Below are 21,534 nucleotides of genomic sequence, written 5' to 3'. Positions count from 1 at the left end.
GTCCCTACTGCACTTATTGCACCCCATGAAAAATTTCCTCAAGCCGAAGAACGAGATCGAGCAAACGCTCGCCAAATTCAAGAGTACGTTCCTCACCGTCGGCGCGTTTAGCGCCATCACCAATATGCTGATGCTGGTGCCGTCGCTGTATATGCTGCAGGTCTACGACCGCGTTCTGCCGAGCCGCAACGAGACCACGCTGCTGATGCTGACGCTGATGATGCTCGGTGCCTACCTCTTTATGAGCTTGCTTGAACTGGTGCGCAGCTTTGTGCTGGTGCGCGTGGGCGCGCGCTTCGATATGGACATGAACAAGCGCGTGTACACTGCCGCGTTTGAGCAGAACCTGAAGAAGAGCGGCGGCAACGCCGGCCAAGCGCTGATGGACTTGACCAATATACGCCAGTTCTTGACCGGCAATGCGCTGTTTGCATTCTTCGACGCCCCGTGGTTCCCGGTCTATCTGGTCGTCATTTTCCTGTTCGAGCCCTCGCTGGGAGTCTTCGCATTGTGCGGCACCATCGTCCTGGTGGCGCTGGCGTATATTAATGAACGGGTATCGCACAAGCCGTTGGCCGATGCGAACTCGATGGCAATTGCCTCCAATAACCTGGCAACCAACAATCTGCGCAACGCCGAAGTCATCGAATCGATGGGCATGCTGCCGAATCTGATGGGCCGCTGGTTGAAGCTGCACGGCCGCTTTCTGCAATTGCAGGCCGAAGCAAGCGAAAAGGCTGGCAGGGTAGCGGCCGTCACCAAGTTCGTGCAGGTATCGCTGCAGTCGCTGGTGCTGGGTTACGGCGCGCTGCTGGCGGTTGAAGGCAAGATCACGCCGGGCATGATGATTGCCGCCTCGATTCTGGTCGGCCGCGCGTTGCAGCCGGTCCAGCAAGTTATCGGTGTATGGAAAACCTATAGCAATACCCGCAGCGCGTATGAGCGTTTGGTGAAGCTGCTGGCGGACAACCCGCAACGGCCTGCTGGCATGCCGCTGCCCAAGCCGCTTGGCGCGCTGGCAGTGGAAGGCGTCACCGCAGCGCCTCCCGGCGCCAAGGTGCCGGTCCTGAAAGGCCTGTCCTTTGCTATCGCTGCCGGGGATGTGCTGGGTGTCATCGGTCCTAGCGGTTCGGGCAAATCCACCCTGGCCCGCCTGCTGGTCGGCGTCTGGCAAGCCGTTGGCGGCAAAGTACGCCTGGATGGCGCGGATATTTTCCAGTGGAATAAGGCTGAGCTGGGGCCAAGTATCGGCTATCTGCCGCAGGATATCGAATTGTTTGGCGGTTCCGTCAGCGAGAACATCGCACGTTTCGGCGACATCGATTCAGAACAGGTGGTCCTAGCGGCCAAGCGTGCCGGCGTGCATGAAATGGTGCTGCAACTGCCCAACGGCTACGACACGGTACTGGGCGACGCGGGCGTCGGTTTGTCCGGCGGCCAGCGTCAGCGCCTGGGACTGGCCCGGGCGTTATATGGCGACCCTGCGGTTATTGTCCTCGATGAGCCGAATTCGAATCTGGACGATATGGGCGAACAGGCGCTGGTGCAGGCAATCACAGATTTGCGCCAGCGCGGAAAGACCATCGTGCTCATTACCCACCGCACGAATGTAATCGGTGTCACCAACAAACTGTTGCTGTTGCGTGATGGTATGGCGGCCGCGTTCGGCCCGACTCGCGACGTACTGGCGGCGCTGAACGACGCCAATCAAAAAGCGTTGCAGACTCAACAGCAGGCGCAAGCCCAGGCCCAAGCGCAAGCCCAGGCCCAAGCGCAAGCCCAGGCCCAAGCACAGCATCAGGCCGCCCAGGCGCAGCAGCAAGCAGCTGCCAGCAAGGCGACCACGGAGGAAGAATAATCATGTCGAATTTGCTCACTAAACATAACGCTCCGACGGAAGTCGTTACGCACGACGTCACGCCGCTCGAAGTGAATACCGATGCGCGCTCCTATTCGCGATTTGGCTGGTTAATAGTGCTGTTGGGAGTTGGCGGCTTCATGCTGTGGGCGTTTCTGGCGCCGCTGGACAAGGGGGTGCCTATGCCAGGGACAGTGACCAAAGAGAGCAGCCGCAAAACTATCCAGCATCTGAGTGGCGGTACGATACAGGAGATCCTGGTCAAGGATGGCGATGTCGTCAAAAAGGGCCAGGTCCTGGTTCGCATGAATGATGTGCTGGCAACCAGTCAGGCGGAAACGACGCGGGCGCAGTATATTACTTCCCGTCTCAGCGAGGCGCGCCTGCTGGCCGAGCGCGATGGTCTCAAGTCCGTGCCGTTCCCGCCTGCTCTGGAGGCATTCAAGAATGACCCGCGTGTGGTTGCCGGCTTCAGTTTGCAAAACCAGTTGTTGAGTTCACGCCGCATGTCCTTGGAAAGCGAAATCGGCGCCTATGATGAAAACATCGCCGGCCTCAAAGTGCAGATCGTAGGCTTGGAGGAGTCCCGCGAAAGTAAGAAGGTCCAGCAAAATATCTTGAAAGAGCAGCTGGAGAATATGCGCGACTTGGCCAAGGATGGTTATATTGCGCGCGCACGGCTGTTGGACCTGGAGCGTACTTACGCTCAGATTAATGGCCAGATTTCGGAGGATATCGGCAATATTGGCCGCTCGCGCCGCCAAGTGGCGGAATTGACCTTGCGGCGCAGCCAGCGTACTCAGGATTTCCAGAAAGAGGTGCGCAGCCTGCTGGCGGATACGCAGCGAGAGGCGGAAGCATTGAGTAGCCGTATCGCAGGGCAAGACTATGAATTGGCCAACACAGAAGTCAAAGCGCCGGTCGATGGGACTGTGGTTGGATTGGCCGTGTTTACGCCTGGCGGCGCTATTGGTTCTGGCGCGAAAATGATGGATCTGGTTCCGACGGATGATGCACTGATCGTCGAAGGCCAATTGCCAGTGAACCTGATCGACCGCGTCCACGTTGGACTGCCGGTGGAGCTGATGTTCTCGGCCTTCAACGTGAACAAGACACCGCATATTCCCGGTGTTGTCACTCAAGTATCCGCCGACCGTGCCGTCGAGGAACGTAGCGGTGTGCCTTACTACAAAGTCCGCGCCCGCGTCACGCCGGAAGGTGCAAAACTGATTGCGCACAAAAATTTGGCTATCCAGTCCGGCATGCCGGTTGAGATGTTTGTGAAAACCGGCGAGCGGACTTTGATGAGTTACCTGCTCAAGCCGGTATTCGATCGAGCAAAAACCTCGATGTCGGAGGACTGACATGCGTAGTGTGAACAAGCGCCTTACCGCAGCGCTCAAAGCAGCATTTGCCGGTGCGATGTTGTATGCGGGCAGCGCCCCGGCCATGACCCTGCTGCAAGCGTACGAAGCGGCAGTGGTCAACGACCCGGCTTACCAGCAGGCAGTGCAGGAGGCCGAGGCGGGCAAGGAATATCGTATCCTGGGCCGTTCCAACCTGTTGCCCAATGTGCAGGCGAATTACTCAGCCAGCAAGGTGCATGCGGATCTGATCACGCGCACATCCATAGGCAGGATTCCCTCCTCGCCGGAATATATCAGCCGCTCCAGCAGCGTCACGTTCCGCCAGACGCTGTTCAATCTGGACGCGCTGGCGCGCTACAAGCAGGGCAATGCCCAGACCGACTACGCCAGGGAGAACTTCGTCGGCCGCACGCAGGAGATGGTGGTACGCGTCATCAGCGCCTACATGGACGCCCTGTTTGCCAATGAGCAGGTGCGCATCAACACCGCGCAGCGCGACATGTATCTCGAGCAAAAGGCAGTGAACGACCTGCTGTTCAAGAAAGGCGAGGGCACCAAGACCGACATGCTGGAAACCCAGGCCCGCCTGGAGCTGGCCGAGGCGCAGCTGCTGGAGGCCAAGGACAATCAGCAGACGCAGCTGGCCACGCTCTCGGGCATCGTCGGGCAGGAAGTGACGTCGCTGGACGCACTGCACCCGGACTTCCGCGTGCAGAACCTGCTGGAAGGGGATTTCGAGACGTGGCGCAAGAAGGCGCTGGAGCAGAATCCGGACCTGCAGGCGCAAGTCTACGCGATCGAGGCGGCGCGCCAGGAAGTGAACAAGAGCCGGGCCGGCCACGCGCCGCGCCTGGATTTCGTGGCCAGCTATTCCAAGGTCGATGCGGAAACGCTGAACACCAATAACCAGGATTCCACCAGCCGTTCGGTGGGCATCCAGCTGACCGTGCCGCTGTACGCGGGCGGCGCCGTGAGCGCCACCACCCGCCAGTCGTCGGCCAACCTGGAGCGCGCCAAGGCGGAGCTGCAGTTGCGTACCGACAAGGTGATGGTTGAGCTGCGCAAGCAATACGCTTCCGTACTGAGCAGTGTGGCGCGCATCCAGGCGCTGGACAAGGCGGTCAGCTCCGGCGAGCTGCTGATCACCGCCACCGAGCAAAGTATCAAGGGCGGCGTGCGCATCAATCTCGACTTGCTGAATGCCCGCCAGCAGCTCTACACGAGCCAGCGCGATCTGGCGCAGGCGCGCTACACTTATCTATTGTCCCTGCTGAAGCTGCGCGCCGCCGCAGGCGAACTTGGGCCGGACGATGTGCGCCAGGTGGCGGCTTACTTCCGCTGATCCAGCACTGCAATGACAAACGGCCCCTCGGGGCCGTTTCGCTTTATGCCGCCATTGCCTGCGGCGCTTCTTCCTGCCGACGCGGCAGGCGTTGCGCCAGGCGCCGGCCCAGCCGGTTGCTGCCGGTTTCCACGGTGCGGTGGATCAGCCACGCCAGCGCGACGGCGAGCGCCAGCGCTACGATAACGGCCGCGCCGAAAGGCAGGCCGTTGCCCATCAGCGCCTTCAGCACGCAGTAGCCCACCAGCGGGTGCACGCAGTACAGCGGGTAGCTGATGTCGGCGAAGAAATCGAGCACGCGCGCCGGCTTGAAGCGCTCGCGGTTGAAGTAGCACAGCGCGAACACGGCAAGCGCGCTGTAGTACCACACGGTCACCGCCGGGAACTGGCCCTTCTGCGGGCCGATGGACCAAGTGAAGCTGAACACGGCCAGCGCGGCCAGCGCGCGCGCGGCCAGCGTCGGCGTGGAAATCAGGCCGCTCACATGCTGGTTAAACAGTACACCGATCATCATGAAGATAATGTAGTTCAGTTCCATTACTGGAAGCACCAGGAGAGGCAGATGGCCGCTGGCATGGAACCAGGTGAAGGTGGCGGCCAGTGCCAGGAAGCCCAGCAGCCAGGCGGCGCTCTTGCGGAACAGCGCGAACGCGAACAGCGCGCTCAGCAGGTAGAACTTGATCTCGATCGACAGCGTCCAGTTCACCGAATCCATCGACGGCATGTCCAGCAGGTTGTGCACCAGCAGCGCGTTGGCCAGCAGCACCTTGGCGTCGTAGCTGAACGGCTGGCCCCAGTAGCTCGCACTGAGCCAGACCGCCAGCGTGCCCAGCGCCAGGCAGCAGATATAGGTGGGGAAGATGCGCAGCACGCGGTTGAGCAGGAAGCCGGGCACGGAAGTCTTGCGCAGGCTGAACGGGATCACGAAGCCGCTGATCAGGAAGAACACGGCCACGCCGAACGGGCCCTGGTACGGCAGTTCAAAGATGCGCACCCAGGCCGATGGATGCAAGCCCAGCTCGGGGGAGAAGGTGCGGCTGGCCAGCAGGGCCTGCTCGGCGAAAAAAGTGCCGAAGTAATGGGTCATGACCACCAGCACGGCGGCGATGCCGCGCAGCTGGTTGGCGAAAGTATATTTGTGCATAGTCCTGAATCGGGAGGTGGCGCCCGCCCTGAATATTCAGTACAGTGCGGCATCGCCATTATAAAGTACCGGCCTGCCGCACGGCGGGCGCACAGGACGCCAAGCTCAATGAAGTCGCTCAACATCCAGTACAACCCCCGCATAGACCAGCTGCGCTGGCTGGCCGCCACCATCGTTTTCCTGTTCCACTTTTACATCGAATACCGCAACGCAGGCGGCGCTCCGATCACCAGCCCGTGGCTGGGCTTCGTCACCGAGGGGCACACCGGGGTGGGCCTGTTCTTCACCTTGTCGGGTTTTCTGTTCATGCAGATCGCGCTGCACCAGCAGCAGATCGTGTACCGCGACTTCCTGCGCAACCGCATGCTGCGCATTTTTCCGCTGTTCTTCACGGTGTTCCTGCTGGCGACGTCCATCGGGCGCGACAAGTTCCAGGCGCAGGACATCCTGTACCTGTTCGCCACCAACCTGGGCAGTGCGCCCACCGGCATCAGCGTGGTCACCGGCGCGGCCTGGTGCATTTCGCTGGAGTTCCTGTTCTACCTGGTGTTCCCTTTCCTGGCGCGCTTCGCCATGGAGCAGGGGGCGCGCTACCTGTTCAAGCTGCTGGCCTTGATGCTGTTCTTCAAGCTGGCGGTGTACACCGAGAACGAGCGCAGCACGCTGATGTACTTCAGCACCTTTGTCGGGCGCTTCGACCAGTTCCTGATCGGCATGCTGGCGGCCATGCTGGTCCAGCAGCGCGCCGAGCTGTTGAAGCGCCACAGCGTGTGGCTGGCGCCGCTGGCTTTGCTGCTGGCGCTGGGCAACAGTGCACTGCAGGCACAGGTGGCGTCGTTCAACGCGGTGCCGAAGTCGGCGTTCTGGATCACGTGGTCGATGCAGGAGAGTGCGGTGTGGGCGCTGGTGATCGTGGCCTGGGTGAGCATGGCGCGCGCGTTGCCGGGCTGGCTGGAGCGGGTGCTGTGCCATGGCGGCAAGGTCAGCTTCTCGTTCTACCTGCTGCACATGGCGGTGATCCACTTCCTGGCCAAGACGGTCGGCCTGGTGCCCATCACCGGCCACGGCGCGCTGGACGCGGTGCTGCTGGGGCTGGTGGTGTACGGCGCCACCTGGGGGCTCGCCGCGCTGAGCTACGGCGCCATCGAGGAGCCGTTCCTCAAGCTGCGGCGCAAATACGGCGCGCCGCAGCCTTCCTGAGCGGGCTTAGGCGGCCTGCTTGCCGTGGCAGTGCGGGCAGGACACGCCATACACGTATTGTTCCGACAGCTGTTCGCGCGGAGTGACCACGGCGCGGCAGGCGAAGCACTGGGTGGTTTCCACCGCTTCCAGCTGCGGATTAAGCGCGGTGCGGTAGTCGAACACGAAGCAGTCGCCGGTGTAGTGCGCGCCGCCCACTTCCTCGAAGTACTTCAGGATACCGCCTTCCAGCTGGTACACATTGTTGTAGCCGATGTTCTGCATGTGGATGGCGGCTTTCTCGCAGCGGATGCCGCCGGTGCAGAAGGTGACCACGGTCTTGCCGTCGAAGTCGGCCTTGTGGGCCGCGATTACTTCCGGGAACTCGGTGAATTTCTTGATGCGGTAGTCCACCGTGTGGTCGAAGGTGCCCACGTCCACTTCGAAGTCGTTGCGGGTGTCGACCATCACCACCGGCTTGCCGGCGTCGTCGTGGCCCTGGTCCAGCCAGCGCTTCAGCGTGTGCGCTTCCACGAAGGGTGCGCGGCCTTCTTCCGGCTTGATCAGCGGCATGCGCATGGTGATGATCTCTTTCTTGATCTTCACCAGCATGCGCTTGTGCGACTGCTCGGCCGACAGGCTTTCCTTCACTTCCAGGTCGGCCAGGCGGGCGTCGGCGCGCACCCAGGCCAGGTACTGGTCGATGTCGGCGCGCAGGCCGGACAGGAACATGTTGATGCCTTCCGGCGTCAGCAGGATGGTGCCCTTCAGGCTCAGGCGGGCGCACTGCTCCTGGTACTGCGGGCGCAGCTCTTCCAGGTTGTCGAGCGTGATGAATTTATAGGCAGCGATGTTGACATACGGGGTCGCCGTTGCTGCGCCGGCTGCTGCGGGCGCGCTGGAGGTGTGAGCTTGCATGGTGCGTTTTTCAGGAAAATGCGGAACAGCCGCTATTATAAGCTGACCTGCGCCACTGGCCTGTAAAACGCCATTGGCTTGCTCAACAATGCTGAAGAATGACAGCCCACCGCCGTCGCGGCCCAGCTTACAGTGGTCTGATTATTGTAAAAAAATATTCCATTGTTGATAATTTTCCTGTGGGAAATTATAATTTCGTGCCCGCCTTTCCATCTGGGCACTATCTTCCCAAACTCAACAGGATATTTAAACATGCCAAGAAAAGCTCGGTTGGTCAGCGTCGTTCTATCCATGCTCGGCGCGTTCTCCGCAAGCGCATTTGCTGTCGAAGCGCCAGTATTGGCAGACACTTATGTTACGGCCGGTGCGACAAACGCAGGCTTGGGCACGCTGATTTATGTGGGGGGGCGGAAGCTCATCCTATCTTTCTTTTGACTTGGCGACGCTCCCGGCAGGTACGGTTGGCTCCAAGATCTCAAAGGCTAGTTTGCTCGTGTGGGTCAACAAGACTAGCGGAACCAGCCCTGTTGACGTGTTGCCGATCACTTCCGCCTGGGGGGAAAGGACCGTCACGTTCGAAACGGCTCCTTCCACCGGCGCTGCCGTCGCGCGCTCTCCGGCGATATTGGCTGCCCAGTACACGGTAGTCGATGTGACTGAGCTGGTGAAAGCCTGGGTTGACTATCCGGCACAGAATTTTGGTTTGGCGCTGGTTCCGGCTGCCGGCTATCCCGCTTCATCGGCAAGTTTCGACAGCAAAGAAAATATTTCCACAAGCCATGCCCCAAAGCTTGAAATCGCACTGATATCGGACGGCGTGCCTGGCGAGACGGGGGCCACGGGTCCAACTGGTCCAGCCGGTCCGGCGGGCGCGGCTGGCTTGAAGGGTGACAAGGGTGACAAAGGCGATAAAGGGGACACATCGTTCGCTGTTATTCCGGTCGTCGCGGAAAGCGGCGTTTTCAATAGTGCGATCGACACGGTTGGCGTCACTGGGGATCGCAAGGCGCTGCTGTTTTGCCAAGGCAATGTGTGGAAGAGGGCGAGCTCAAACTCCGTCGTTTCCTTTGCTGACTGGTCTGCTATCTATGGGGGAAAATGTACAGTTAAGCTTCGTCCTCATTCCGCCTCATGGCAGCAGTTATGCTATGCACCGTCGGGGAATTCCGTTGGTGCATACCTTTATATCAACGGCGGCAACGAACTCGCGCAAGGAAAGCCATCCCTATTTGACTGTTCAAAAGTTATAGGGTGGCCGGATGCTTCCGAGGCAGGTTTCTGCCTTGCCACGGACAACCCGCTCTGGGGGGCTGGTGCGGCGTCGGTAGTACCTACTCCAGGAGGCATCATGTATTACGACCGAATCGCCAAGACCACGACGCTCTACCCGTGGCAATAACTTACTGATCATGACCGGCCGGAACAACGGCAAATGTATCCGGTTGGTCTTTTTCGGAATTCTTCTTACAATGAACAGCTCTTTGGTGCTTAGAGAAATCGCCCGGTAGTCAGCTTCGTGAACCGTTGGACACGTGCGGCAGTCATAAGTATATGAAAAGGAGTTCTTATCGGGTTGGCGATTGAGTGTGATGCAACTAGAGCATGTTTTGAGGATCAGAAAGCTTGGAGGTGGCACATGAAGGAAGAGATTCGCGACTATCGGGATTTGCTGGAGCGCTTTCTTGCCCGTGAACTGTCGGTTGATCAGGTCCAAGCGAGGTTTTTGGATATTTTTATGAACGAAACCTGCAGGCTTGATGAACCGGAATTCCTGCTGCTGGATGAACTTTTCGGCGATGTGGATAGCTTTACAGCAGATCCAGAATTGCTTGCTGAACGGCCGGACTTTTATATCGACGAACAGACGCTTCGTGCCAAAGTCCAGCATGTGGTGACCAACATGCATGGGCTAGTGTGATGCGAAAGATCTCCCGTTCCGAGGCAGTGGCAGTTGCCGCTTTGCGTGCCATGCCCAAAGTGCGTGGGGTTCGCGCCGAGGATATCCAGGCATGGATTGCCGAGGGGCGAAACCGGGCGCTTGCCGGCCAGGTTGAATTTTGGGACCGGGTGGGCAAGGCTGCACGCGATAATCCGGATTTGCCCGTCATTTTTGTGGCCGATTTGCTCGCTTCGCTGGATGAGGCTTATGAAGATTCAGCTCCATTTATTCCCCGGAGCGGCGCAGTGTAACTGCCATGTCATCTGCTCGGCGCGGTAGAATAGCGCCTCATTGGAACACTGGCGAGCAGCAGCATGAACATGATGGTAATCGAACAAGAAGGCGGCGCCATAGCCGCCGCGCCTCAACCGCAGGGTCCGGCCTTCGTCCACCTGCGGGTGCACTCGGAATACTCCATTGTCGACGGCTTGGTGCGCATCGATGACCTGATCGGCGCCGCCGCCAAGGACAAGCAGGCGGCGCTGGCCGTCACCGACCTGGGCAACCTGTTCGGCATGGTCAAGTTCTACAAGTCCGCGCGCGGCAAGGGCATCAAGCCGGTGATCGGCTGCGAAGTGTGGATCACCAACGATGACAACCGCGAGAAACCGTCGCGCCTGCTGCTGCTGGCGAAAAACCGCATGGGCTACCTGCAGCTGTGCGAGCTGCTGTCGACCGCCTGGCTCACCAACCAGTACAAGGGCCGTGCAGAGATCCGCACCGAGTGGCTGGCCGAGCGCGCCAACAAGACCTACGAGCTGCTGCCCAACGAGCGCACCGACGACGGCCTGATCGCGCTGTCCGGTGCGCAGTACGGCGACATTGGCGCGGCCATCGACAACGGCAACCTGGAGCTGGCCGAGCGCCAGGCGCGCAAGTGGGCCGCCATCTTCCCCGGCCATTTCTACGTCGAGATCCAGCGCGCCGGCCAGGCCAACCAGGAGGCGCAGGTGCGCCATTCGGTGGCGCTGGCGGCCAAGCTGGGCCTGCCGGTGGTGGCGACCCACCCGGTGCAGTTCATGTCGCCGGACGAGTTCATCGCGCACGAGGCGCGCATCTGTATCGCCGACGGCGAGATGATCGCCAACGCCAAGCGCGTCAAGCGCTACAACGAGCAGATGCGCTTCCTGACGCAGGCCGAGATGGGCGCGCTGTTCGCCGACCTGCCGGCCGCGCTGCAAAACTCGGTGGAAATCGCCAAGCGCTGCAACGTCACGCTCACCTTGGGCAAGCCGCAGCTGCCGAACTTCCCGACCCCGCCCGGCATGACCATCGACGAGTTCCTGGTGGCCGAGTCGAAGAAGGGCCTGGAGGCGCGCCTGGAGCACCTGTATCCGGACCCGGTCAAGCGCGAGGCGGAGCGCCCGCGCTACGAGGCGCGCCTGAAGTTCGAGACCGACACCATCTGCAACATGAAGTTCCCCGGCTACTTCCTGATCGTGGCCGAGTTTATCCAGTGGGCCAAGGAAAACGGCGTGCCGGTGGGGCCGGGCCGGGGTTCGGGCGCCGGCTCGCTGGTGGCGTACGCGCTGCTGATTACCGACCTGGACCCGCTGAAATACAACCTGCTGTTCGAGCGCTTCCTGAACCCGGAACGCGTATCGATGCCCGACTTCGATATTGACTTCTGCCAGGAAGGCCGCGACCGCGTGATCCAGCACGTGAAGGACCTGTACGGCCACCACGCGGTGTCGCAGATCGCCACCTTCGGCACCATGGCGGCCAAGGGCGCGATCCGCGACGTGGGCCGCGTGATGGACTTCGGCTATATGTTCTGCGACGGCGTGTCGAAACTGATCCCGTTCAAGCCGGGCAAGCCGGTCTCCATCGCCGAGGCGATCGAGGAAGAACCGATGCTCAAGGAACGCCAGCAGAACGAGGAGGAGGTGCGCCAGCTGCTGGACCTGGCGCAGCAGGTGGAAGGCATCACCCGCAACATCGGCATGCACGCCGGCGGCGTGCTGATCGCCCCCGGCAAGCTGACCGACTTCTGCCCGCTGTACACGCAGGGCGGCGACGGCGGCGTGGTGTCGCAGTACGACAAGGACGACGTAGAGGCCGTGGGCCTGGTCAAGTTCGACTTTTTGGGCCTGACCACGCTGACCATCCTGGACCGCGCGGTGAACTACATCAAGGATCTCGATCCGGCCATGGCGGACTTCGACCTGGCCAAGCTGCCGCTGAACGACCGCGCGTCCTACGAGCTGCTGACCAAGGCGAAAACGGTGGCCGTGTTCCAGCTTGAATCGCGCGGCATGCAGGGCATGCTGAAGGACGCCCGTCCCGACCGTTTCGAGGACATTATCGCGCTGGTGGCGCTGTACCGTCCGGGCCCGATGGACCTGATCCCCGACTTCTGCAAACGGAAACACGGCGAACGCTTCGACTATCCCGATCCGCGCACCGAGTCCATCCTGTCCGAAACCTACGGCATCATGGTGTACCAGGAGCAGGTGATGCAGATGGCGCAGATCGTCGGCGGCTACTCGCTGGGCGGCGCCGACATGCTGCGCCGCGCGATGGGTAAGAAGAAGGCCGAGGAGATGGCCGAGCACCGCGAGATCTTCCGCGCCGGCGCCGCCAAGGACGGCCTGTCGGCCGAGAAGGCCGACGAGATCTTCGACTTGATGGAAAAGTTCGCCGGCTACGGCTTCAACAAGTCGCACGCCGCCGCCTACGCGCTGCTGTCCTACCACACGGCCTACCTGAAGGCGCACCACCCGGCCGCGTTCATGGCGGCCAATATGTCGCTGGCCATGGACGACACCGAGAAGGTGAAGATCCTGGTCGAGGACTCGATCGACATCTGCGGCCTGACCGTGCTGCCGCCGGACATCAACAAGTCGGCCTACCGCTTCCGACCGGACGGTGAAGCGCCTTCGGTCACCGGCAAGAAGGTCACCCAGATCCGCTACGGCCTGGGCGGCGTGAAGGGCGCCGGCCAGAACGCCATCGAAGCGATCATCGCCGCGCGCGACGCGGGCGGGCCGTTCGTCAGCCTGTTCGACTTCTGCAAGCGGGTCGACAAGAAGCAGATCAACCGCCGCACCATCGAGGCGCTGATACGCTCGGGCGCGTTCGACTGCCTGGGCGTGGACCGCGCGGTGCTGCTGGCCTCGGTGACCTTCGCCATGGAGTGCGCCGACCAGGAAGCCAAGGCCGCCAACCAGGTGTCGCTGTTCGGCGGCGACGATTCCGACCTGGTGGCGCCGCCCGAGTACGTGAAGGCGGCGCCGTTCACCGACCGCCAGAAGCTGGCCGAGGAAAAGATCGCGCTGGGCTTCTACCTGTCCGGCCACATGTACGATTCCTACGCGCAGGAGGCGCGCCGCTTCTCGCGCACCAAATTGTCGGACCTGGAGCCGTCGCGCGAGCCGCGCATGATGAGCGGCGTGATCACCGGCATGCGCCCGCAGATGACGCAGCGCGGCAAGCTGTGGATCATCACGCTGGACGACAAGACCGCCGTGGTGGAGGTGACCGTGTACAGCGAGTTGTTCGACGAGAACAAGCGCATGTTCAAGGACGACGAATTCCTGGCCGTGGTGGGCAAGGTGTCGGAAGACCGCTTCTCGGGCGGCCTGCGCATCTCGGCCGAGAAGGTGTACGACATCATCGCCGCGCGCAGCCAGTTCGGCCAGCAGTTCGGCTGGACCATGCCGACCACGGTGGCGCCGGCCAAGCTGCAGGAAGTACTGGCGCCGCACCGCGACGCCAACGGCCTGCCGGTGGCCATGCGGGTCAAGCCGCAGGGCGTGGACTGCGTGGTGCAGCTGGGCGAGGAGTGGCGCGTGGCGCCGTCGGATGCGCTCAAGCTGTCGCTGGAACAGGTGCTGGGCGCGCGCGAAGTGGCGGTGGAGTATTAGTTTTGCGTGGCTTGTAAATGATTATCACGCGCAATTTACAATTGACAAGGCCATGGCGGCAAGAAATACTGGGGCTTCAACTCATCCATATTTCTATCCTCCATGGCAACCGTCACTGAAGCAACCACCGCCCTGCTGTCCGGCTACAACCATATCGACGCCTTGCTCGATGACGGTCCGGGTTGGAATTTCCTGGCGCCGTCCACCGCCAACGTGGTCACCTACACCTTTTCCACCGCGAGCGGCATGCAGACTGGCAACACCAGCCTGCAGAACACGCCGAGCGCCTTCAGCGCCGCCCAGCAGGCCGCCACGCGCGACGCCATGGCCTATGTGAGCCGCCTGACCGGCATCAATTTCGTGGAAACCACCAACGGCAGCAGCGCGCAAGTGCACTTCAGCAATGCCGACATTGCCGGGCCGCAGACGTCCGGCCTGTGCAGCTGGTCCATCAACTATTCCTACAACGGCAGCAACCAGGTCACCGCCTACAGCGCCAAGGCCTATATCTACCTGGACAATGTGCAGTGGGGCGGCCAGAACGCCACGCTGAACGGCGGCGAAGGCGGCGAAACGCTGCTGCATGAAATCGGCCACATGCTGGGCCTGAAGCATCCTTTCGAAGGCGACGTGCAGCTGCCGGACGCCACCGACAATTCCTCCTACACCGTCATGTCCTACAGCAGTTCGGGCGGGCCTTACATGAGCTACAGCCCGTACGACGTGGCGGCGCTGAACTGGCTGTACGGCGGCGACGGCCTGGGGGGCGCGCTGGGCGTGAACTCCACCGGCGGCGGCCGCTACTACACCGGCACCGGCGCGGCCGACACGCTGACCGGCGGCAGCGGCGCCGACGCGCTGCAGGGCGGCGCCGGGAACGACGTGCTGAACGGGGGCGGCGGCAACGACAGCGCCATTTATTCCGGCGCGCGCAGCGCCTACACGCTGACGCAGATCAGCACGAATACCTGGTCGCTGAACGGCGCCGAAGGCCTGGATACGCTCAACAGCGTGGAATTCCTGCGCTTCAGCGACACGACGCTGGCGCTGTCCAGCATCGACGGCGTGGCGCCGCCGGCGCCGGTCATGCAGTTCACCAAGGACGGCAGCGCGGCAGCCAGCGGCAACCGTCCGCTGTTCAGCGGCACGGCCGAAGCGGGCGCGCAGGTGCAGCTGCTCAACGGCGGCACCGTGCTCGGCACCGCCACCGCGGACGCCGGCGGCACCTGGAGCATCCGGCCGGTGGCGCTGGCCGACGGCGACTACGCCCTTGTGGCGCGCGCCATAGACACGGTGGGCCTGGCGTCGGCGTTCTCCGCCACGCAGACGTTCACCGTCTCGAGCGCGCTGAACCTGGCAGGCGACGACGCTGCCAACCTGCTGCTGCCCACGGCCGGCAACAACCATATCAATGGCGGCGGCGGCGTCGACACCGTGCAGTACAGCGGCGCCGCCGGCAGCTACACGGTGGCGCGCACCGCCGCCGGCTACACGGTCACCGACCTGGCCGGCAGCGGCGGCACCGACCTGCTGGTGTCGAGCGAGCGCATCAAGTTCGCCGACATGAGCATCGGCATCGATACCGACGGCATCGGCGGCCAGGCCTACCGCATGTACCAGGCCTCGTTCGACCGCGCGCCCGACCTGGCGGGCCTGGGCTACTGGATGTATTTGATGGAGAACGGCTGGAGCTTGCGGCAGATGGCGGCCGGCTTCATGAACAGCCAGGAGTTCGAGAACCTGTACGGCAGCCGCGCGCCCGCCAACGACGTGTTCGTGACCAAGCTGTACAACAACGTGCTGAACCGCGAACCGGAAGCGGCCGGCTATGCGCACTGGATGGACATCCTGACCAACGGCAAGGATACCCAGGCCGGCGTGCTGCTGTCGTTCAGCGAAAGCGCCGAGAACCAGCTTCAGGTCATCGACACCATCCAGAACGGCTTCCAGTACACGCCGTACGGCTGAGGCCAGCGCGGTTAGACGTCCTTCACGCTGGTGATGGCGTAGCCCTTGGCGCCGATCTGCTGATGGGGCTGCTCGATGTGGAAGTCGGGCAGCGCGTCGGCGCCGTCGTCCACTTCCAGCGCCAGGCTGGCCGCCTGCCAGTCGGTGTTGATGGCTTCCTGCGGGATTGGCTTGCCCTCGGGCACGGCCAGGTAGGAAAACAGGCCATCGTGTTCCGCTCGTCGGTAGATATCCAGTCGCATCGTGTCCTCCCAAGGTAAACAGAGTCAAACCGCAATCGTGCGTCGATTCTACCGCGCCAGCGCGGCGCATGCGCGCCGCGCTGCGCAATCCCGGGAAACAGTAAGTTAAAATCCGCCATGACCAGCCGGCGTTGCGGGCTGGCAATTCGCGGGGGGAGACATTTGATAGCAATGCAGCGCGCGCTGCGCTTCCTGGCAAGGCTGCATGGGCCGGCATTCCTGCTGCTCTATCTGCTGCTCGACTGGCTCACCTATGTCGAACCGCTGTACGGCCTGAACATCACGCCCTGGAATCCGGACCCGGCGCTGGGGCTGGTGTACTGGCTGCGCTACGGCAAGCGGGCCGCGCTGCCCTGGTTCGCGGCCTTGCTGCTGGGCGACATCTGGCTGCGCGGCATGGCGGCCGGGCCGCTCTACACCCTGCTGGGCGCGCTCAGCCTGACCTTGGGCTACGGCCTGATCGGCGAAGGCTTGCGGCGCAATTTCGGCAGCGTGGCCATGTTCGACAGCCGCGACCGCCTGCTGAGCTGGCTGGCGGCGGTGGCGGCCGGCACCCTGCTCAATGCCGTGGCCTACGTGGCGCTGCTGTCGTCGGCCGGGCTGATCCCGGTCGGGCAGGGCGCGCTGGCCGTGTGGCGTTTCGCGATCGGCGACCTGGTGGGCGTGATGGTGTCGATGCCGCTGATCTGGATGCTGGCCGGCGAGGACAGCCGCGCGCGCCTGCGGGCCGCCGCGTGGCGCTGGGAAACCCTGGGCTACCTGGTGCTGGCCATCTGCGTGCTCACCGCCGTGTTCGGCCACATCGCGCGGGCCGAGTTCAAGCATTTCTATTTCCTGTTCCTGCCGGTGATCTGGGCCGCCGCCCGCCAGGGCGTGTACGGCGCGGCGCTGATCGTGTTTTCGCTGCAGCTGGCCATCGTCACGCTGGTGCGCTGGACCAACGCGGTCGACCTCGAGGTGGCCGAGCTGCAGATGCTGGACGCGGTGCTGGCGCTGGTGGCCTTCTTCATCGGCATCGTGGTCGACGAGCGGCGCCAGGTGGCCGACGAGCTGAAACACACGCTGCGGCTGGCGGCGGCCGGCGAAATGGCGGCCGCGCTGGCGCACGAGCTGAACCAGCCGATGACGGCGCTGTCGGCCTACGGCAAAGCCTGCGAGCACCTGCTGGAACGGGGCGAGACGGGCGAACTGCTGAAGGGCGCGATCCAGCGCATGGTGATCGAATCGGGCCGCGCGGCCGAGGTGGTGCGGCGCCTGCGCGACTTTTTCCGCACCGGGGCGCTGCGGCTCGAGCCGGTGCCGGCCAGCAGCTTGCTGGCGGCCATCACGCAGCAGTTCTTCAGCCAGTGCCGCGAGCAGGGGGTGGAGCTGGCGGTGGCGCAGGCGCCGCCGGTGTCGGTGCTGGCCGACCGCATCCAGGTCGAGCTGGTGCTGCGCAACCTGCTGGCCAACGCGCTCGACTCGGTGGCCGCCTGCGCGCCGGGGCAGCGCCGCATCACGCTGTCGGCGCAGGCGCTGGGCGGGGCGCGGCTGCGCATCACGGTCGAGGACAGCGGCGCCGGCGTGTCCGAGGCGCTGGCGCGGCGCCTGTTCGAACCCTTCGTGTCGACCAAGTCGAGCGGCCTGGGCCTGGGGCTGGTGCTGAGCCGCGCCATCATCGAGGCGCACGGCGGCCAATTGTGGGCCGAGGTGGCCGGCCACGGCGTATTCCGTTTTATACTGCCGGCGCAAGAAACCGAACCTGGAGCGTAACGCATGGACCTGACCGTATTCATCGTCGACGACGACCCCGCCGTGCGCGACGCGCTGGGCCTGCTGCTCGGCGTGCGCGGCTACCGCACCGCCGTGTACGCCAACGGCGAAGCCTTGCTGCAGGCCTGGCGGCCGGACTGGGCCGGCTGCCTGGTGATCGACATCCGCATGGGCGGCCTGGACGGGCTGGAGCTGCAGCAGCGCCTGGCGCAGCTGGGCAACCGGATTCCCATCGTCATCGTCACCGGCCACGCCGACGTGGCGCTGGCGCGCGCCGCCTTCAAGGCGCGCGCGCTGGACTTCCTGGAAAAGCCGTTCGACGATGCCAAGCTGGTGGCCGCCATCGACGAGGCGTTTTCGTCCGAGGCGCGGCAGCGCAGCCAGAGCCGCGCGCGCGAAGACCACCGCGCCCTGCTGCGCGAGCTCACGCCGCGCGAGCGGGAAGTGATGCAGCTGGTGGTGCTGGGGCGGCACAACCGGGAGATCGCGCCGGCGCTGGGCATCAGCGTGCGCACGGTGGAAGTGCACAAGGCGCGCCTGATGGCGAAGCTGGGGGTGGGCAATGTGGCCGACCTGGTGCGCATCGCGCTGCAGGACGGCGAATAGGGGTAAGGCTCAGGAATTGCTGGCGGCGGCCAGGTTGGGCGGCGCGTTGGTGGGCAGCGCGTCGTTGGCCGGCGCGGCCGGACGCTGCGCGCCCGGCACGGCGGGCTGCACCGGGGCAGGGGCGGGGGCCGGCGGCCGCCGCAGCCCTTGCGCGGCCAGCACGGTCTTGTCGGCGGCGCGCTGCAGCACGATGTGGCGGTTGCGGTCTTCCAGGCTGCGCTCGTTTTCCTTGTGCCACAGGTGGTACACCTCGGTGGCGAACGCGCCTTCCTTGCGCATCACGCCGGCGTTGAACAGGCGCACCACCAGGTCGGAATCCTCGTGGCCCCAGCCCTGGAAGCTCTCGTCGAAGCCGTTCACGGTGTCCAGGTCGCTGCGCCACACGCCCAGGTTGCAGCTCTTGATGCGGCGCCAGCTGAAGCGGCGGCTTTCGCGGCCCACGTCGGGCAGGGTCAGCACGGTTTGCAGGAATTTGTTCAGGTCGCCGGTCAGGCGCAGCTTCAGCTTGTCCCACAGCGTCAGGCCGCGCAGGTTGATGCGCTCGGCCAGCAGGCGCAGCGTGTAGCCGGGGCTGAGCAGCACCCGGCTGCCGGTCACCAGGTAGCCCGGCTTGGCCAGCTTGCGGTGCTGGCTGATGAAGCTGGGCTGCGGCAGGCAGTCGCCGTCCAGGAACACGATGTAGTCGCCGCTGGCGGCCAGGATGCCCTGGTTGCGCGCGCGCGCGGCGCGGAAACCTTCATCGGGCTGCCACACGTGCAGCAGCGGCACCGGCGAGCGGCGCTTCAGGTTTTCCACGCACCGGCGCGTGTTGTGGGTGGAGCCGTCATCAGCGATAATGATTTCGAATTGATTATCGTCTTGGCAGAAGCAGGCCTCCAGCACTGCCGCCAGGGCGTCGGGCCGGTTGTAGGTCGTGATGATGACAGAAATTTTTGACGCTTGTTGCATGAAGTGGATGCTGCCTGTGCTGATTTTGCAAGAATAAGCTCACAAAACATTAATGAATAAATCTTTTACAAAAAAAAACATTCTGCAAGACAACGCACTATCTTATCTCATCCACAGTCTGATTTTCCTGCTGCCGGCCTTGACGCTGGTCACACGTTCCGGCGCGAGCGCCGTCGGGTTCGCCTTCCTGCTGGCCGGCTTGTACTGCTGGCGTACTGCGAAACCCGGCTTTTTGCGTCATCTTACTGAGGTTCGTCTTGTTTTAACAGCCTTTGCTGCCAGTTTCGCCTTTGCCCTGGCGGGTCTATTGTTGCATCCCGACATACAATTGCGCGCACTGGAGAAACCGGCGCGCATTTTCTTTAGCGTCACCGTGCTGTTGGCCGTGCTGGCGTGCCGTCCCAGCCGCAAGGCCTTGTGGTGGGGCCTGATCGCCGGCACGGTGGGCGGCGCCGTGTTCATTTGCTACCAGCGCTGGGGCCTGGACATGGCGCGCCCCGGTGGGCTTATCAATTCCATAACATTCGGCGACATCCAGCTGTGCATGGGCATGCTGTGCCTGGCGGCGGTGCTCGATTTCAAGGGCCGGCAGGCGCTGTGGCCGGCGCTGGGCGCGCTGGCCGGCCTGCTCGGCTCGGTGGCCACCGGCACCCGGGGCGGCTGGATCGCCGTGCTGTTCGCCGTGGTGCTGTTCATCAAATACGGCCACTTCCTGCGCAGCCGCGTCTCCAAGGCGCTGGCGGCGCTGGCGCTGCTGCTGCTGGTGAGCACCTACTTCATCGAGCAGACCGGCACCCGCGAGCGGGTGCGGCAGGGCGTGCAGGACGTGACCGCGTATTTCGACGGCGGCGGCGCCTACTCCAACGTCGGCATCCGCCTGGAACTGTGGAAGGGCGGCCTGGCGCTGGCGGCCCAGCACCCGTGGCGCATTTCCAGCACCCGGGAAATCCGCGCCGAACTGGCGCGCGAAGTGGCGGCCGGCCGCCTGCAGCCCTTCGTGCTGGAATCCGAGCACTTCCACAGCGACATGGTGCATGTGCTGGTGTACGGCGGCATACCGGGCCTGCTGGTCTACCTGTTCGCCATGCTGGCGCCTTTCCTGTTCTTCCTGCGCATACTGCGCACCCACGAGTCGGCCAGTCCGGCCGTCATCGCCCCGGCGCTGGCCGGCCTGCTGCTGGTGATCGGCTATTTCAGCTTCGGCCTGACCGAGGTCATTTTCTGGTCCATATTGAGCACCATGTTCTATGTACAGATGCTGTTCCTGCTGATGGGCTTTTGCCTGAACGCGCAGGATGAAGGGACGCCGCGATGAGCGCCCCGCGCACGCTCGTGATTTCGCCGAACTGGATCGGCGACGCCGTGATGGCGCAGCCGCTGCTGGCGCTGCTGCGCGCGGCCCATCCCGAACGCCCCATCGACGTGCTGGCGCCGCCCTCGGTGGCGCCGGTGTGGCGCCAGATGGCCGAAGTGGACCAGGTGCTGGAAACGCCGTTCCGCCACGGCCCGCTGCAGCTGCGCGAACGCTGGCGCTACGCGCGCCAGCTGAGCAAGCGCGGCTACGCCGCCGCCTACGTGCTGCCCAACACGCTCAAGTACGCGCTGATCCCCTGGCTGGCCGGGATTGCGCAGCGGGTCGGCTACAAGGGCGAAAGCCGCTACGGCCTGATCAACGTGATGCACCGCGACGACGTACCGCCGCGACCCATGGTGCCGTTCTACGCGGCGCTGGCGCGCCCGCCCGAGTCGCCGCTGCAGCCGCGGTTGCCTGTCTTGCGCCCGGTGCTGCAAGCGAGCGGCGAACAGATTGCCGCCGCCTGCGCGCGCGCCGGGCTGGACCCGGAGCGGCCGCTGGTGGCGTTCGCGCCGGGCGCCGAATTCGGCTCGGCCAAGCGCTGGCCCGCCAGCCACTTCGCCGGCCTGGCGCAAGCCATCGCGGCGGCCCACCCGCAGGTGCAGATCGCGCTGCTCGGCTCGCCCAAGGACAAGGCAGTCTGCACCGAGGTGGTGGAGACTGCCATGGCGGCGGCCGCCGCTGCGGGCGCGGCGCCGCCGGCGCTGTTCAACCTGGCCGGCGCCACCAGCCTGGCCGAAGCGGTGGCGCTGATCGCCCACGCCGGCGCGGTGGTCAGCAACGATTCCGGCCTGCTGCACATTGCATCGGCGCTGAACCGTCCGGTGATCGCCATCTACGGGCCCACCGATCCCGGCCACGCGCCGCCGTTTGCCGACGTGGCCGCGTCGATCTCGCTGCGGCTGGAGTGCGCGCCGTGCAAGCAGCGCGAATGCCCGCTGGGGCACCACGATTGCATGCAGAAGATCGCTCCGCAGCAGGTCTGGCAGACCTTGCAGCCGATGCTGGCGCTGCGTCCATGAGTGCGGTATAAAGACAGTTCCCGCCAGTC

General features: G+C 63.8%; 17 protein-coding genes. 13 read left to right on the top strand and 4 right to left on the bottom strand.

The window, feature by feature from the left end:
• Positions 1 to 25 precede the first annotated feature (25 nt).
• The 3 genes from AC56DV_RS04980 to AC56DV_RS04970 are packed head-to-tail and all read left to right on the top strand — an operon-like array spanning position 26 to position 4,567.
• Positions 26 to 1,858, top strand: a complete 1,833-nt coding sequence (locus AC56DV_RS04980) for a type I secretion system permease/ATPase (RefSeq protein WP_496313201.1) — start codon at positions 26 to 28, stop codon at positions 1,856 to 1,858.
• A 2-nt stretch (positions 1,859 to 1,860) separates the two neighbouring features.
• The gene (locus tag AC56DV_RS04975; protein ID WP_496313200.1) at positions 1,861 to 3,222 is read left to right on the top strand and encodes an HlyD family type I secretion periplasmic adaptor subunit; all 1,362 of its coding nucleotides are present in this window, start codon (positions 1,861 to 1,863) and stop codon (positions 3,220 to 3,222) included.
• Position 3,223: 1 nt separating this feature from the next.
• Positions 3,224 to 4,567, top strand: coding sequence for a TolC family outer membrane protein (locus AC56DV_RS04970; RefSeq protein WP_496313199.1), 1,344 nt, complete (start codon positions 3,224 to 3,226; stop codon positions 4,565 to 4,567).
• Between the two features lie 43 nt (positions 4,568 to 4,610).
• Here AC56DV_RS04970 and AC56DV_RS04965 read toward each other — a convergent pair whose 3' ends face one another.
• On the bottom strand, positions 4,611 to 5,711 hold the full coding sequence (locus AC56DV_RS04965) for an acyltransferase family protein (protein WP_496313198.1): 1,101 nt from the start codon (positions 5,709 to 5,711) through the stop codon (positions 4,611 to 4,613).
• A 108-nt stretch (positions 5,712 to 5,819) separates the two neighbouring features.
• On the opposite strand from AC56DV_RS04965, the gene AC56DV_RS04960 reads away from it, so the two are divergent.
• Positions 5,820 to 6,911: an acyltransferase family protein gene (locus tag AC56DV_RS04960; RefSeq protein ID WP_496313197.1), complete on the top strand. Its 1,092-nt coding sequence runs from the start codon at positions 5,820 to 5,822 to the stop codon at positions 6,909 to 6,911.
• A gap of 6 nt (positions 6,912 to 6,917) precedes the next feature.
• Here AC56DV_RS04960 and AC56DV_RS04955 read toward each other — a convergent pair whose 3' ends face one another.
• Positions 6,918 to 7,808 (bottom strand): sulfurtransferase, encoded by an 891-nt coding sequence (locus AC56DV_RS04955; protein WP_496313196.1) that lies wholly within the window; start codon positions 7,806 to 7,808, stop codon positions 6,918 to 6,920.
• Positions 7,809 to 8,205: 397 nt separating this feature from the next.
• Here AC56DV_RS04955 and AC56DV_RS04950 point away from each other — a divergent pair, with 397 nt between their 5' ends.
• The 5 genes from AC56DV_RS04950 to AC56DV_RS04930 all read left to right on the top strand — a co-directional run bounded on the left by AC56DV_RS04950 (position 8,206) and on the right by AC56DV_RS04930 (position 15,581).
• Positions 8,206 to 9,207 (top strand): DNRLRE domain-containing protein, encoded by a 1,002-nt coding sequence (locus AC56DV_RS04950; RefSeq protein WP_496313195.1) that lies wholly within the window; start codon positions 8,206 to 8,208, stop codon positions 9,205 to 9,207.
• A gap of 237 nt (positions 9,208 to 9,444) precedes the next feature.
• Positions 9,445 to 9,726: a colicin immunity domain-containing protein gene (locus AC56DV_RS04945; RefSeq protein ID WP_496313194.1), complete on the top strand. Its 282-nt coding sequence runs from the start codon at positions 9,445 to 9,447 to the stop codon at positions 9,724 to 9,726.
• A complete protein-coding gene (locus AC56DV_RS04940; RefSeq protein ID WP_496313193.1) occupies positions 9,726 to 9,998 on the top strand; it encodes a TA system antitoxin ParD family protein in 273 nt (90 codons plus the stop codon). The genes AC56DV_RS04945 and AC56DV_RS04940 overlap by 1 nt, the downstream gene beginning before the upstream one ends.
• Positions 9,999 to 10,067: 69 nt before the next feature.
• Positions 10,068 to 13,613, top strand: coding sequence for a DNA polymerase III subunit alpha (dnaE, locus tag AC56DV_RS04935; protein WP_496313820.1), 3,546 nt, complete (start codon positions 10,068 to 10,070; stop codon positions 13,611 to 13,613).
• Positions 13,614 to 13,715: 102 nt separating this feature from the next.
• Positions 13,716 to 15,581, top strand: a complete 1,866-nt coding sequence (locus AC56DV_RS04930) for a DUF4214 domain-containing protein (RefSeq protein WP_496313192.1) — start codon at positions 13,716 to 13,718, stop codon at positions 15,579 to 15,581.
• An 11-nt stretch (positions 15,582 to 15,592) separates the two neighbouring features.
• Here AC56DV_RS04930 and AC56DV_RS04925 read toward each other — a convergent pair whose 3' ends face one another.
• Positions 15,593 to 15,823, bottom strand: a complete 231-nt coding sequence (locus tag AC56DV_RS04925; protein ID WP_496313191.1) for a DUF6139 family protein — start codon at positions 15,821 to 15,823, stop codon at positions 15,593 to 15,595.
• A 171-nt stretch (positions 15,824 to 15,994) separates the two neighbouring features.
• Here AC56DV_RS04925 and AC56DV_RS04920 point away from each other — a divergent pair, with 171 nt between their 5' ends.
• Both AC56DV_RS04920 and AC56DV_RS04915 read left to right on the top strand, forming a co-directional pair.
• Entirely contained in the window at positions 15,995 to 17,575 is a 1,581-nt protein-coding gene (locus tag AC56DV_RS04920) for a sensor histidine kinase (protein WP_496313190.1), read from the top strand.
• A gap of 3 nt (positions 17,576 to 17,578) precedes the next feature.
• A complete protein-coding gene (locus AC56DV_RS04915) occupies positions 17,579 to 18,181 on the top strand; it encodes a response regulator transcription factor (RefSeq protein ID WP_496313189.1) in 603 nt (200 codons plus the stop codon).
• A 9-nt stretch (positions 18,182 to 18,190) separates the two neighbouring features.
• Here AC56DV_RS04915 and AC56DV_RS04910 read toward each other — a convergent pair whose 3' ends face one another.
• Complete coding sequence (locus tag AC56DV_RS04910; RefSeq protein ID WP_496313188.1) at positions 18,191 to 19,129, bottom strand: glycosyltransferase family 2 protein; 939 nt, start codon at positions 19,127 to 19,129, stop codon at positions 18,191 to 18,193.
• Positions 19,130 to 19,457: 328 nt separating this feature from the next.
• On the opposite strand from AC56DV_RS04910, the gene AC56DV_RS04905 reads away from it, so the two are divergent.
• Positions 19,458 to 20,444: an O-antigen ligase family protein gene (locus AC56DV_RS04905; protein WP_496313187.1), complete on the top strand. Its 987-nt coding sequence runs from the start codon at positions 19,458 to 19,460 to the stop codon at positions 20,442 to 20,444.
• Positions 20,441 to 21,505 (top strand): lipopolysaccharide heptosyltransferase II, encoded by a 1,065-nt coding sequence (waaF, locus tag AC56DV_RS04900; protein WP_496313186.1) that lies wholly within the window; start codon positions 20,441 to 20,443, stop codon positions 21,503 to 21,505. The genes AC56DV_RS04905 and waaF overlap by 4 nt, the downstream gene beginning before the upstream one ends.
• Positions 21,506 to 21,534: the final 29 nt, after the last annotated feature.

The organism is Massilia sp. BGA-UO-ETr-WB1 (assembly GCF_059567845.1).
The sequence above is the reverse complement of the archived record's forward strand: the minus strand, read 5'-3'. Positions and strand labels throughout refer to the sequence as shown.